Genomic DNA, 14,291 nt, shown 5'->3' on the forward strand with positions numbered 1-14,291 from the left:
TCCATTTGAATTTTCATGTCGTGAACCATAATCTGCAAGTAGGAGACATCGATATCCTCGGGGTATCCTCGTCCGGCATCTTCCTTATCGGAGATGCCCAATCCATTGTTCTCACTTCGTACTTTGATACACCGGCCGAATCCCTAATCATCGGTCCGTTTGTACCATTGACGACAGAAGGATGACATCATGCGGATATCGAATGTCAATGAAATTAATGTCCACTCCCTTACTTTCGCCTCGCATTTTCTGATTGGTGATTCGTGTTTTATTAATGCAAGGTCTAAGGCGCTGGCTGTAAAGCGGGAGTTTCCACGTTTTTATGGAAAAGAGGGGAGCTTTTCGGAATATCCCATTTTTTCCATGGAAAACCCAATCCCAATAGTAAATGAAAATGTCCAGATGTGTGTGAATAATGTCAATCCGAACATATTCGTCAATAGAATCAAAATAAAAGGGATATCTTCCTCTTCCGTACTGCAAGTGGGATCCACCAATACAATATTTGCAGAAGCAAAGATAAAGCATATCAGACAGCTACTGGGCGATGCCGCGCCACTTGCTGCAAAGAAGAGCACAGACAAAGATAATGATGGAAAGAAGGAGTAAGCATGCCGGCAATAATCGGACCCGTTAAAATCAACAGCGTTGGTGGAGGAACCCTTAACTTCGGGGATTCCTTTTATATCAGCCCGAAAAGCACAGGTAAATCCCATGCAGGCTCCGGTGCCTTCAATACAGGGAATTTCATTAATGCCAATAACGGACTGAGCGCTACGAACACCATTGATCCGGATGCCAATGATCAGAATGTGACAGCCAATGAGTAAGGGGAATGCCAGGGCTATTGAACACTTTCAGCCTATGAACATATAGTGTACTATCACTTAAATAAAAAAGGATGTCTTTCATGCCAGCTATTGTCGGTCCTGTAGCAATCAACAGTGTAGGTGGAGGCGTCATCAACTTTGGGGATTCCTTCTACATCTCCCCAAAAAGCGCGTCCAAGACCTCAGCAGGCTCCGGAGCCTTTAACACCGGTAACTTCATCATATCCAACAACGGCCTCAGCGCCACCAACACCATCGATCCTGACATCAACGACCAGGATATCGTCGCGAACAACTAAAACTTTTTTTGAACGAGGCCATTGAACGAGGCCATTAAATGGGGCCAGACCCCAGCAGGATTTTCCCCTTTAATGTCGAAGCAGGCGAAGCGTATGAAAAAGGCCCAGTCACGATAAACCGTGGCTGGGCCTTTTTCATTTTCTTTTCTTTCTTTCGTTTGATTTACGGGTGACCGGTATTCTGGTGGATGGCTGTTTTTTGATCCATTTGAGGAACGAAAGTATCTTCGGATCATCCTGCAGGAGGGCGATCGTATTCAGCCGGACAGCCAGTTCATCATTGGTGTATAGAGCATGGATCTGTTTATGACAGGGGATGCACAAATCTGCTGTAGGCAGGAACGTCCCACCCATCTCTTTTGGGGTAAGATGGTGGACTGTGATCTCCACCTGTTCCCGCAAGCAAAGCTCACATGTTCCGATCGAATTTTTCTTCTTTCCCATACCCAAAACCTTCCTCCGGACAGTCCGTTAAATCACTATCCCAAAGCTACAAAATCACAAATTCTCGAAGGTGACCACAGAACCTGTCCCCTCCGACCTGGCCGGTGTGACCACCAGACGTCTTGGGAGTCTGGCTCTCAGTTCCTGGACATGGCTGATGACACCCACTGCCAAATGATTGGACTGGAGCTTTTCAAGGGCCGTCACTACTGCGTCCAGCAGTTCGGAATCCAGTGTTCCAAAGCCTTCATCAAGGAAGAAGAATTGCAAAGGATATTCACCCCTCAGTTGGATTTGCGCTGAAAGCGACAAAGCCAAAGCCAAGGAGGTCAGGAATGTCTCTCCTCCGCTTAGGGAGGAAACCGGCCTTCTCACCCCTCCGTTTGCATCGTCCCGAATGATGAATCCGCCTTGGGAATCCATCTCAAGCGCATACCTTTGACGGGTAAGGTGCCCTAGCCGTTCAGATGCATCACGGCTGATTTGATGGAGTTGTTCTTCAGCCAGATATTCGACGAAGCTATTACCCTTAAAGATCGCCTGGAGCTTTTGATAGGAGCCTATTTCATCGGAAAGCTGCTCTTTCTTGTCTTCCAGGACCCGATATCGTTCATTTCTTTCCTTTACTGTGGAAAGGTGATGTTGGGCGGCACTTTTTGCTTCGATTTCCATTCTAAGCATTTTTCTTTTATCCTGTACATTTTCTTGAATGTCAATCCATTCTGTTTCACTTATGGATGCTTCCCCAATCAATGCATCCAATCGCTTCTTATCTTTTTCAAGCATATTGCGCTCATCCCAATAGCTTTTTGTCTCTTTTGACCATTGATCCATATTTTCAAGGAATATGACGGCCTCCTCCACTTCATTCTTGGAAGTGAAGGTGCTCTTCTCTAAGGCTAGTCTCCACTTATCAAAAAGAGTCTCCTTGCGTGAAGAGGTTTCGGCAACCATTTGTTCACTCTGTTTGACTTTTTTATCACGTTCGTGATAGTCGTTTTGAGCTGAAGTCCAATCTTTATATGCATTCTCCTCCAGTTCATTCAACTTAAGCAGGCTCTCTTCCACTTGCTTCAATTCATGGAGAATGGACAGATCACCAACAACGGCTTTTATTTCACCATTTGTTTCCTCTATCCGGTTTTGAAGCTGCTTCTTAATGAGATCCTCCTGGAAAACAAGCTTTTCCATCTCTTGCTTACGCTCCTGTACTGTCCGTAATTCCCTTTCTTTCTCTTCAATGAATTCAACACTAGTATTGATTCGCTCCTGCAGCACCTTCATCTGCTTTTCCACTTCTTTTGCAGCTTTAAAGTCTGCTTCGATCGTTTCCAGCTTCAAGTCAGGGAAGTGCTCTGTCCATGATGTGCACAATTCTGCATTAATATTTCTCAACTCTTCCAATCTTTGATTCCATCCTGCCCACTGCTCCTCGAAGGTTTGCATGAGCTTATAGGTTTCACTGACATCTTGGCTTGATTTTCTCAAAGAAAGATCGAGCTGCGCTTTCCGTTCCTGAAAATGGATCAGGTCCTGCTGCAAGCCCTTCTGCTCGGTCTGTATCTTATGGAATTTCTTCAATAATAGCTCCGCAGGTTCTGCCGTATCACGATATTCCTTTTCCCATTCTTCCACCTGTTCTATAGAAGGCGCAGGGTCCGGCAAGGAATAGGCTCCTTCAAGTTCTTGATACAATTCGGAAGCCATCTGTTCGAGCTTCAATTTCACGGTAACATTTTTCTGTTTTTCCGTTTGAATGGAAGGTATCAGTGCTTCCACTCCGTTTTCTTCTTTACTGCTGGCAATTTCCTTCATGCTTTCTTGATCTGGTCGACTCGGGTGATGGGTGGAGCCGCATACAGGGCAAGCCTCCCCTTCCTCCAACGATTTGGCCAATTCCATGGCAATCTGATGGATCTTCAGCTCGTCCTCAAGATTTTTTTCATCCTGAAGGAACTTCTCCACCTGATGCCCCATCCAATCCAGTTCGACAGTCAGGCGGGAGCATGCTGCATAATGCTTTTCCGTGCTTCGGAAAAATGCTAAAAGCCCTTTTTTACCTTCTTGGAGCTCGTTTTGGGCACGGCTGTTATCCTTCTGATAGTGCTGCAGTTTTTCAAACAGCTTTTGCGTTTCTTCGTTCGTATCTTTCAGCTTCCTTTGGACTTGGGTGATTTCCTGCTTTTTCTCAAAAGCATGCTGAAGCTCCTCCAGCTTCTTGGCGGAGAGGGAGAGGTCCGTCAATTCCGCCTTCAGGCTTTTCTGCTTCGCCAGTGCCTTTTGATGAATTTCCCTTGTTCGGGTTTCTAGAAGCCCTTCTTTATTTAGCTTTTCATTTTTCAGCTCAAGCTCTTCTTCAAGCTTCTTCAATTCCGTTTTTAACGGAATCAGGCCGTCCTCCAATGTCTTAGCCCTAGCCAGCCGCTCCTTTTGCCGAAGTAGCTCAGGATGTTGTAATTCTTTTTTCTTTCTGGAAGCTTCATAGGTCTCCACCGCTTTTTGCAGGAGCTCTTTCGCCGTACTATGCTTGATGGTGTCCTCTTCAAACTGATGCTGCCATTTTTCCAATGCACCCTCTACTTCCATCAGATCTTCCAATAATGGCTTTAAAGCTGATGCCTGCTGAGCAAGAGAGACTTTCTCTTCCAATTTCTTGATGTGACTCTCGTTCTCCATCATCCTCTTGAGGGAAAATTCCACCTTCCCTCTTTCTGACTGCCACTCCCACTTTTTCTTTTTTTCCTCGAAAAGTGATTCCATTTCCTGGAGGGCCTTTTCGGAAGACTTTACAGCTTGATCCAATTCCTTGTAGGCCTCTTCTGCAGTCTTTACCGCTTCATCAGATGCTTCGCCAAGCCCAAGCTGTTCGGCTTGAATTTCACCAAGGAGGCGCGTTTTCCCATGAAGCTCCTCTTTGATCTTGCGGGAAAGTTCATCGCCGTATTTCTCCAGCTGAAATAGACGCTGCAGCATCTGCCGTCTATCTGCGCCCTTCAGGGAAAGAAATTCTGCGAACTTGCCTTGAGGAAGTACGACAGCACGGGTAAAGTCATCGATGGTCAAGCCTAGGATCTCCTGTACAGCCTGATTTACATCCCCTGATTTGTCCGCAATCACCAGGTGCTCATCGTCTCTTATTTCCGACAATCGGCATATACCCGACTTCACCCGAATATCATCGGTCCTCTTGAAGGTGCGCTCCACCTTGAACCGCTGCTTGCCTTTGGAATTTTCCAATTCGAATACATAGGAAACATCCAGGACATTCTCCGCATGATTCATGATTCCTTGTGTATTATTGGAGGCACGTTCCACTTTTCCGTACAGGGCAAGTGTCATTGCATCGAGGATCGAGGACTTACCGCTTCCGGTCGGGCCAAATATCCCGAACACCCCTCCTTGGCAAAGCGCTTCAAAATCAATGACCTGCCTTTCCCTAAAACTGTGCAGGCCAGCTACTGTCAAACTTATCGGCTTCATGCTTCACCCTCCTTCCCTGCTTCTTCATTCAATAAGGATAAAAACAACCGGACAAGTCCTTCTTCAGGCTGAGCACCGCCTGATTGCTTTTCATAAAAGCGTACAAACAGCTCTTCTATAGGCATGCTATCCATTTTCACCATGCTTTTCTCTTCTATCATTTCAGGGAAAATAGGGCGGATGTGAAGGATGCCATCATGCAGCTTTCTCACACGATGAATTTCTTCCATCGATAATGCGTTCGTCACATGTATTTCCAAGTCAATCCAGGAATTTGCATCCTTTTTCTCCTCCAGCCATCCGAAAACCTGCTGTAATCCTTCTGTCGCCTTCCATCGTACCAAAGGTTTTCCGCTCGACAAGAAGATTTCGTTTGTCACAACGTCTTCACCTGGCACAGCATCAATGATGGTTACACTTTTTGCATAGCCTGCCTCTGAAAAACTGTAGGCAAGAGGCGAACCGGAATAGCGCGCCATGGTTTTTGCACGCTTGATGGTCTGCGGACGGTGCAGATGTCCGAGTGCAACATACTGAGCCTGATGCGGAAGGCTTTCTGCGGCAACCGTAAATGCACCACCAACCTCTATCGGCCTTTCTGAATCACTTGAACTGCCTCCTGCTACGAACAGATGGCTCATCGCGATATTCACCGAATCGGCTGTAAAACTCTCACACATCTTTTCAAAAAGCTGACGTATCCGTGCATCATAATGGTCACGAATTACCTTTTCATCAAAAGTATCGGAGAGCACCTCATTCAGCCTTGATTCCGATGGATATGGCAGGGATGCAAGCCTCAGCAATTCGCCGGTGGTTGGAATGTGAATGGATTGTATGTCCATGGTTGGGTAGCCTAGCAAGGAAATGCTCTGAGTGGATGCGAGTGGCTGGGAGGCGGAAAGTCTGTCCGGATTATCGTGATTCCCGGCAATCACAGCAACAGGCCGTCGTCCCTTGTCGGAGAGCTTTTGCAAGGATTCATAAAACAGCACCTCCGCTTGTGCTGGTGGATTTACGGTATCATAAACATCCCCTGCCATGAGGATGACATCGATTTTTTCTTCCTCTACAATCGCGGCCAGCTCATCGAGAAATTGAGCCTGCTCAGGTAATCTGCTTCTACCTTCCAATGTCTTGCCCAAATGCCAATCGGCCGTATGCAGTATTCTCAACCTTTCTTCCCCCTATCAAAAAAGGACAGAAGCGGATCGGAACCCTGTCCCTCTCCGCCTGTGCACTTTTTAATGACTGTTTTCTCAATAATTGTTCTTATAAAATAATATGTTTCAATCAAATGTAGCCGTTGATTTCCGCTCCGGACACTTGCTTTCCGCGGGGACGGATGGGAGCCTCCTCGGCTTCGCCTCTACTTTCCCGCAGGAGTCAAGTGTCCTCCGCTTCAATCAACTCACGGGTTAAATATTTTTTCTATTTGGAAAATCCTAAAAGCCAATTGAATTCGGTACAGAAACAAAAATAAGGATAACATGCAATTTTCTTACCTTTAGTAAGGCAAATTTATTACTAATAGTCACCCCTGTTGGTTGGAGTGCAAGGCGTGAGACTCCTGCGGGAGCAGCGTGTCAAGGGAGACCCCGCAGGCGCAAAAGCGCCGAGGAGGCTCCCGAGACCGCCCGCGGAAAGCGAACGCCTGGAACGGAAACCAACAGGGTGTTTAATGTTGACGTCTTATCTTTTAGCCCACCCTAAAATTAATGAAACAAACTTTACAAAAAGAGCTCTCTTATTCTTCTATCTTCACCAAGTGATTTCCATCAAAGAAATACAGGTATTTCGCAGTGAGCTTTTTGTTCCAAATCTGCTCCACCGCTTTTCCGTATAAGGTGAGCTGTTCCCGATAGCGATTTCTCAGAACCGGTTCCGCCTCCTTGAAGCCGTCGGCAAATCTGCCTGTTATGGTATCTGTTTTATAATCAAGCAGTACCATCCCTTCTTCATCCTCGATCAGACAGTCAATCACCCCTTGGACGAGCACTGTTTCTTCCTCGAGCTCCGCATGATCAACAATTTCATTTCCTTTTAATGCAAAGCTGAAAGGGACCTCTCGATACACTTTCTCAGCATGTATCATGCGCTTGCCGATCGAAGTGGCAAAGAAGCCTGCCACCGCGTCCATATCGATGACTTCCGCCTGCTCGCTTGTCATCAGCTCTTTCTGGACCATCTGCAAAACTTGAGCCTGGATTTCATAGCGTGTATAGCCGGTTAGATCCAGTGGGATGTTCTGCATGACGGTATGCATGCTTGTTCCGATTTCGGTTGGAGATAAGCGTTTTTTCTGAAGGAAGGATGGACGATCCAAAAAGTACTTCCGGTCAGGTTGCACCATTGAGTGATCTGCATAAGGATCCTGCTGCTCCTTCATTCGCTTCAGCTCCGACACCGATTGCTTTGAGCGGTGTTTGCTTGCTTCCTTGAATGGATATTGCCAATTCAGCTGCCCCTTCACTTGTTCTATAAGTGGACTTTGGATGTCTACATGGAGGCCATGCTTCACTTTTTCAAGAAGCTCATTTTCCTCATGCTTTGCTGTCTCCATTTCTTCAAGCAGCTCTTGCACATTTGTGACGGTCACCTTCCAGGAAGCCGGATGGTCGACTATCTCACGGGGTACGAGAGGTGAAGTCGGACCTTCCCGTAACAACTCAGTATCTTTGTGCCTGACAAGTGCGGGACCTACCCAATCCATATAGGATTTCGCACCAGCTCTTGCATAGTCAGGCAAAAGCCAGGTTTGGGAGTCCGCAGATTCACCCCATTGCAACCTTGATTTCTCAAAATCCTTGACCGTGCCAACGAGATAAAGCTTCTCTTTTGCACGTGTCAAAGCTACATAAAGCACCCGCATTTCTTCTGCAATCAGCTGGGACTTGGCTTTGCGCTTCAATGCCAGCTGCAAAAGTGTCGGATAGGTGATTCGAAGGCGTGCGTTAACATATTTAGAACCGAATCCAAGCTCCTTATCGAGCAGATAGCTGCTGTTTAAATCCATCATATTGAACTGCTTGGATAGACCTGCCACAAATACGATCGGAAACTCTAGCCCTTTGCTGGAATGGATGGTCATTAGACGGATGACATCCTCCTGCTCGCCAAGTGCCCTTGCGGCTCCAAGGTCCTCTCCCCTGTCCTGCATCCTCTCAATGAAACGCAAGAAGCGGAACAGTCCACGGAAAGACGTAGATTCATATTGCCTTGCCCGGTCATACAGAGCCCGCAGATTTGCCTGTCGCTGCTTGCCTCCTGGCATCCCCCCCACAAAATCGTAAAAGTGGGTATCCTGGTAGATTTGCCAGATCAGCTCAGATAACGCACCCTCCCTGGCTGATGTACGCCATATCTGAAGCAGGTCATAAAAGGCGGCAACCTTTCTGACAACCTCTTTTTCTTCCACACTATCAGGCGCTTTATTCAGGAACACAAGAAGGGCGTCAAAATAATTACCCTTTCTCTGCTGGATCCGGATGAGTGCCAGTTCATTGGAATCAAGTCCCACGATCGGGGACCTCAGAACTGATGCAAGCGGGACATCCTGATATGGATTATCGATGATTTTCAATAAGGAAAGCATGATCGCAACCTCTGTCGCCTCGAAATATCCGGTGCTCAGGTTTGCATACAGGGGGAGCCCCTCCTGCTTGAACTCTTCCATGAATTGCGGGGCCCATGGCATCGAGCGCATCAGAATGACAAAGTCCCTGTAGGTGACAGGGCGCATTCGCTTTTCATCCTTATCAAAAATCTTGTAGCCTGACCCGATCAGCTTCTTGATTTTCTGTGAGATCAATTTGGCCTCCACCTGCGCCGTTTCAAGTTCCACTTTGTCAAAGGCGGATGGGCTGTTTTCCGTTTCGTCCATCCCGAATGTATCCTCGGTTGATGGATCACTCCTGTCGACAAGCAGCACTTCTGTTTCCCTATCATCCTCTTGTGGAAAATTGGCTGCACCAAACTTCAATTCTGCGTCTTCATTGTAGTCTATCTCCCCGACCGTCTCTCCCATGATCTGCTTGAAGATAAAGTTGGTGGCATCAAGCACCTCGGTTCTCGAACGGAAGTTGCGGTTCAGGTCGATCCGGAGACCACCAGTTTCCCCTGTGGTGTCGAACCTCTTATATTTTCCTAGGAAAAGGAATGGCTCTGCCAGGCGAAAACGGTAGATGGATTGCTTCACATCCCCAACCATGAACATATTTCCTGCCTCTTCCCCTTCTTTCGTGACAAGCTTCAGGATTGCCTCCTGCACCATATTCGTGTCCTGGTATTCATCCACCATCACTTCTTTGAAAGTGGCTTGATACCTCATTGCGGCTTCCGATCTTTCAAAACCTGATTCAGTAGGCGTACGCAGGATACTTAAACAAAGGTGTTCGAGGTCAGAAAAGTCCACCAGCCCCTTCTCTTGCTTCATGAGGCTGAACTGAACGCCATATTCTTTAACCAGCCCCACCAGTGTGCCCATGACAGGAGCCAGCTCCTCAAGGTCCTTCAGGAAGGATTCCGGACGTCTTGAAAACAGCTCGTCCTTGATTCCTTGAACGATGCCTTTGGCCTTGTTTCGAACCTTGGTCCAGCTTTCAATCAGCTCTTTATCATATTCGTCCCCTCGACAGGTCTTCGCCCGTGGGAAGTCAAGTCCCTGCATCTCTTGATATAGTGCTTCCCAAGATTCATGGAGGGCTGCCTGCAACCTAGCCAGTTGCTGTGTATCCTCCTCTATATTGACGGAACGGGGAGCCGGCCCTCCTGGTTCAAGTGTGATCTCCATCGCTTTTTCCAAAAGACTCTTCGCTCCGAGAAATTGAAGCTCCATCTCATTTTTAAGCATAGAAATAAACGGAAAATCATCAATGGGAAGCTGACTGGCTGACTGATAAAAAGCAGCGATATCCCCTAGCCACTTTTCCGGTGAAGGATTGGCCCTTGAGAATTCATGCAGATCTAGTACGAGCTTTTGCAGTGCACCATCAGTCCGGTCATTCGTGTACCGATCCACAAGATCGAAGAAAGCGTCATTCCCCTCTTTCCCGTATTCTTCCTCAAAGACGTTCTCCAGCACTTCCTCCTGCATCAGTTGGATCTCGGTTGTATCTGCAATCCGGAAGCTCGGGTCGATATCGATCATGTAATAGTATTTTCTCACTACATCCAAGCAGAAGGAGTGGATGGTCGAAATCGAAGCACGGTTCAGCAAGGATAGCTGTCTGCGGAGATGAAGCGATGCCGGCCGCCTTTCCAGCTGCTTTTCCAACGCTTCCCCGATACGATGCCTCATTTCCGCTGCAGAAGCATTCGTAAAAGTAACAACAAGGAGACGGTCTACATCCACGTGCTCCTGCACAATCTTATGAATCATCCGTTCCACAAGGACCGCCGTCTTCCCTGACCCTGCAGCCGCTGCAACAAGTATATCCCTGCCGCTTGCAACAATGGCCTTCCACTGATCATCCGTCCATTGTGCATCCACTGGTTTTGGCAATAGCTCGAGTCCCATCATTGATCTCCTCCTTCCACTTTTCTTTTGATGGATTCCATGATTTCATCCTTTGGTAAATTCGTAAGCATCCTATAATCGTTTTCCTCAAGCGAGGTATCAAATTGACAGAACGATTTATAGGAACAGAAGGTACATGGCGTTTGATTTTTCAGCTTATAAGGTGCAATGCCGGTCTCACCCTCTGATATTTTCATCCCGATGTCCTCAAAGGTCTTCCTCACATAGTTTCTCAAGTAGGTGAATTCTGTTTCACTTGCCACAGAGGAATTGGAGTAGAATTCCCCATTGGTCTTCAGACCGGCGGAAACGATTTGGGAATGTCCCTTATCAAGCGTCTGATCCATGAGACGGACAGATTCCTCTTCACCTAAAAGGAGCCCCTTCATTTTGAAGCTTTTGAAAATCTCCTCTTCTATGATGTCCTCAGGTGCCATGCCATTCGTTTTGATCATGGGGTTATGCACATGAAAATACAGGACCCCTGCCGGTGACGCTTGAGTTCCAAGCCATCCCTGTGAGTGGGAAATGACAATATCGAGATAGGTCAGCATCTGCAAGGCCAATCCATAGTACACTTCCGTCAGATCCAATGCTTTGTTGCTTGATTTATAATCGATGATACGAAGCAGCAATCCGTTGGACCCCTCCGCCTTATCAACACGGTCAATCCGTCCGACAAGCTCCATGGAAACCCCGTTAGGGAGATCGACCTTTATCGGTGGCAGCTCCTCCTTGCCGCCGAAACCAAGTTCAAGTCCAACAGGCGTGAATTTGCTTGCCCTTGAATGCTCACTGAGGATTTGCGCTGCCCTTGTAATGATGGTTTCTAGTTTTCTTTTAATATATTGGAACCGGTTTGAGCTTAAAAGGATTTCCCCCTGCAGCTTTGGTGCCAAGATGTTTACTGCCTCTTTTGCCAGCCTTTCACACTCTGACTTCGTCAACAGCTTCCAGTCACTTCCCGATTGACGGAGACTGTCGGAAATAGTTTTAAGTGCTGCATGGAACAGCTGCCCGATATCCGGCGCCTCCAGTCGATAAATCTGCCTGTCCTTCAGCCTCAACCCGTGGGAAGCGAAGTGTGAGAAGGCACATGCACTGAATTTCTCCATCCTGGATACACTGGCTTCCATATGATCGCCGTAAAGCTGCCTGCTGACAGCCGTATCCAGTTTTTTCGCTTCATTCCTATAGAACAGACTTTTCAGCACCTGTTCGGTTCGGCTATTCCATTGTTCATTCTCAAGAAGGGTATTATATACATCCCACCATACCGGATCGACCGGATATTTCTTCATCCAGGCCTGGAGTTGAACTGCCAGATTGGAAAGGGTAGTGCCCGGAGTATGGACGAACATGAGCTGCTCCTCCTGGGATAGCTCTGCAGGCTCATTCATCAAAAGCCTTTCCTGTGCCTGCGGGAACATTTCCTTTATCCGTTTGATATAAGAGGAGGCCAAGAGTGCCTTTCCCTCTTCATCAGCCAGCGAATAACTGATATAAAGCTGATGGGAAGGGGAAAGGAAAGCTGAATATACGAGAAAATGGTCATCCAGTAATCTTTCCAGGCTTGAGGGTGCCAACTCCATTCCATAGGTGGAAAGAAGCTCCCTCTCTTCCTCTGAAACAAAGCCCTCATCCTTGATTTTTGCAGGAATGACCCCTTCGTTGACTCCGATGACAAAGCTATTTTTGATATCGGTCAATCTCGATAAGTCAAAATTGGCGACAATCACTTGATCGATGGCTGGTGGTACAAGACTGAACCTTAGGCTCTCCAATCCACTTTCCAACATTTTTGAAAATAGCGCCATCGAGATGGGCTGATCTCCAATCAATTCCACCATCTGATCAAGCATGCCGATGATCGCTTTCCACACCTGCTCATTTTCTTTTGCCGATGATAGATACCCTGCTTCCTCGGCTTTTCTCATCCGGATTTCCAGTTTGGCCGGTATGCCAAGGTCCTCCATGTATTCGTACAGTGCCTTGCAGAAGCCTTCTATGGACTTTGAACGCTTCCAGCGCTTCTCAAGCTGGGCCAGCGGCTTCACAATCATGGTTCTCAGCTCATTGATTTCCTGTTCATATGCCAGCTCTTCATCAGTCTGTATATACTGCCCTTCCGTATCGATACTGAAAAAGCGGCGGTATTTCCACGGTTCATCCGCTGTCCATCTTTTCCCCTGAATGCCATAGGAAAGGCAATAATTCTCGAGCTTGTCCGTCTTTTCCCGCATCTCTTCTATATCTTGATCTACTGAATAAAAGAAATCCGTTTTTACACAACGGAAGACAGACTCATAGCGCCAGTTCCGTGTGACAACCTCGATACTTGAGCGCAAGAGCTCAACCAGCGGATGGTGAAGCATCGTGCGCTTTTGATCAATGAAAAAAGGTATCTCATAATCTTTGAAAACTGTATTGATCAAGTCCACATAGGACTCGGCATTCCGGACAATGACCGCGATATCTTTATAGCGGTTACCCTTGTCACGGACAAGCGATGTGATTTCCCTTGCGATTCCTTCGATCTCGGCTCTTCTGTTGACTGCCTGCAATATGGAGACTTCACCCTTGCCCGGATAAGCCACTGTTGGCCTTACGTCAAAATACTGCTCAAGATGACGCAGTGAATCGGAGTGCATAAAGCGGTGGGCATCCTCCATCAAAATAGGACTATCCACCTTGCAGCCTTCTTCAAGCGCAATGCTTCTCAGCTTCTGGTAAGTGGTACCGGTTGACCGGAAAAGATGAAGGTCATATGGCGCCTCCTCATCATAGGGCTTGTCCAATGTAAGTGCTATAGTGATAGAATTGGCATGCACCATCAGCTGCTTCAGCACCTCCACTTCCTGTGGGGTGAAGCTGTGAAAGCCATCTATGAATATATCTGCATGTTTTATATAGGAGGAATGAGGGATTTTTTCAGCGAGCAGCTGCAGATAATCCTCTCCATCCACATATTTGCCTTCAAGAGTTTGCTCCAATTGACGGTAGACCACCAATATATCGGTCAGCTTTTTGGCGAGCATTTTTTCATGTTCAGAAATGGTGGTGTCATCCTTGATGCGGACAATCTCTTCCTGTAATTGCTCAGGAGTCACACAGTAGCGCTTGAATTCCGATACCATGCTTTCCATCTGTTCAATAAAGCCAAACTGCTCGGCAGAACGGCCAAACACCTGGAAATCTTTTTTATGCTCCTCAACCACCTTGCGAAGCAGCATATGGATCCCGGTCTGATCGATATGAAAACGGCTGATCCCCCCGACCTCCTGCAGGATACGCCATGCAAGTCGGGTAAAGCTGAATACCTGTGCCCGGATCATCCCTTTTATATCGGGAGATTGAACCATCCGATATTCCGACTGAAAAGTCATCTGTTCCGGAACGAGATAGACAATCGGCGATCCTTTTGGATTCTCTTTCAACTGCTGAAGGATCTGGTCGCTACACCATTTGGTTTTTCCACTTCCTGTTCTTCCTATCAAAAAACGAATCGACACAGCATTTCCCCCAAACTTCTCTATGGTTAAAACGCGACCGGCTCTAACGATTCCGGTCGCACTGAATCTATGATTATATAATTATTTTCCCTCTTCCATTGTACTTAAAAAAAGTGGAATATGCCAACCTGCCCTATACAAATATTAGGATGCTGGGCAATGGATTCCAAGCACGCAAACCTTTCTTTGGGCATAAGGTAAGTTGGGA

Annotated in this window: 9 protein-coding genes; 4 read left to right on the forward strand and 5 right to left on the reverse strand. The window is 47.1% G+C overall.

All coding sequences use genetic code 11. The annotated features are described in order from the left end of the window. Window positions 1-5: 5 nt before the first annotated feature. The 4 genes from JOC95_RS12380 to JOC95_RS12395 all read left to right on the forward strand — a co-directional run bounded on the left by JOC95_RS12380 (window position 6) and on the right by JOC95_RS12395 (window position 1,129). Complete coding sequence (locus JOC95_RS12380) at window positions 6-185, forward strand: spore gernimation protein GerPD (protein WP_204416671.1); 180 nt, start codon at window positions 6-8, stop codon at window positions 183-185. A gap of 4 nt (window positions 186-189) precedes the next feature. Continuing rightward, complete coding sequence (locus JOC95_RS12385; protein WP_204416673.1) at window positions 190-609, forward strand: spore germination protein GerPE; 420 nt, start codon at window positions 190-192, stop codon at window positions 607-609. A 2-nt stretch (window positions 610-611) separates the two neighbouring features. Continuing rightward, window positions 612-830 (forward strand): spore germination protein, encoded by a 219-nt coding sequence (locus tag JOC95_RS12390; RefSeq protein WP_204416675.1) that lies wholly within the window; start codon window positions 612-614, stop codon window positions 828-830. 80 nt (window positions 831-910) lie between these two features. After that, entirely contained in the window at window positions 911-1,129 is a 219-nt protein-coding gene (locus JOC95_RS12395) for a spore germination protein (RefSeq protein WP_204417270.1), read from the forward strand. A gap of 135 nt (window positions 1,130-1,264) precedes the next feature. Here JOC95_RS12395 and JOC95_RS12400 read toward each other — a convergent pair whose 3' ends face one another. The 5 genes from JOC95_RS12400 to addB all read right to left on the reverse strand — a co-directional run bounded on the left by JOC95_RS12400 (window position 1,265) and on the right by addB (window position 14,083). Then, window positions 1,265-1,573: an HNH endonuclease gene (locus tag JOC95_RS12400; protein ID WP_204416677.1), complete on the reverse strand. Its 309-nt coding sequence runs from the start codon at window positions 1,571-1,573 to the stop codon at window positions 1,265-1,267. A gap of 54 nt (window positions 1,574-1,627) precedes the next feature. Continuing rightward, window positions 1,628-5,053 (reverse strand): SbcC/MukB-like Walker B domain-containing protein, encoded by a 3,426-nt coding sequence (locus JOC95_RS12405; protein ID WP_204416679.1) that lies wholly within the window; start codon window positions 5,051-5,053, stop codon window positions 1,628-1,630. Then, on the reverse strand, window positions 5,050-6,228 hold the full coding sequence (locus JOC95_RS12410) for an exonuclease SbcCD subunit D (protein ID WP_204416681.1): 1,179 nt from the start codon (window positions 6,226-6,228) through the stop codon (window positions 5,050-5,052). The genes JOC95_RS12405 and JOC95_RS12410 overlap by 4 nt, the downstream gene beginning before the upstream one ends. Before the next feature lie 572 nt (window positions 6,229-6,800). Next, window positions 6,801-10,571, reverse strand: coding sequence for a helicase-exonuclease AddAB subunit AddA (gene addA, locus JOC95_RS12415; protein WP_204417272.1), 3,771 nt, complete (start codon window positions 10,569-10,571; stop codon window positions 6,801-6,803). After that, entirely contained in the window at window positions 10,571-14,083 is a 3,513-nt protein-coding gene (gene addB, locus JOC95_RS12420; RefSeq protein WP_204416683.1) for a helicase-exonuclease AddAB subunit AddB, read from the reverse strand. The genes addA and addB overlap by 1 nt, the downstream gene beginning before the upstream one ends. Between the last annotated feature and the right edge of the window lie 208 nt (window positions 14,084-14,291).

The sequence above is a fragment of the Sutcliffiella tianshenii genome (assembly GCF_016908565.1).
In the GTDB taxonomy this organism is placed as follows: domain Bacteria; phylum Bacillota; class Bacilli; order Bacillales; family Bacillaceae_I; genus Sutcliffiella_A; species Sutcliffiella_A tianshenii.

What these genes read in the sequence shown, in the direction of transcription:
- JOC95_RS12385 (WP_204416673.1), top strand. Translation starts at nt 190, where the DNA reads ATGCGGATATCGAATGTCAATGAAATTAATGTCCACTCCCTTACTTTC.
- JOC95_RS12390 (WP_204416675.1), top strand. Translation starts at nt 612, where the DNA reads ATGCCGGCAATAATCGGACCCGTTAAAATCAACAGCGTTGGTGGAGGA.
- JOC95_RS12395 (WP_204417270.1), top strand. Translation starts at nt 911, where the DNA reads ATGCCAGCTATTGTCGGTCCTGTAGCAATCAACAGTGTAGGTGGAGGC.
- JOC95_RS12400 (WP_204416677.1), bottom strand. Translation starts at nt 1,573, where the DNA reads ATGGGAAAGAAGAAAAATTCGATCGGAACATGTGAGCTTTGCTTGCGG.
- JOC95_RS12405 (WP_204416679.1), bottom strand. Translation starts at nt 5,053, where the DNA reads ATGAAGCCGATAAGTTTGACAGTAGCTGGCCTGCACAGTTTTAGGGAA.
- addA (WP_204417272.1), bottom strand. Translation starts at nt 10,571, where the DNA reads ATGGGACTCGAGCTATTGCCAAAACCAGTGGATGCACAATGGACGGAT.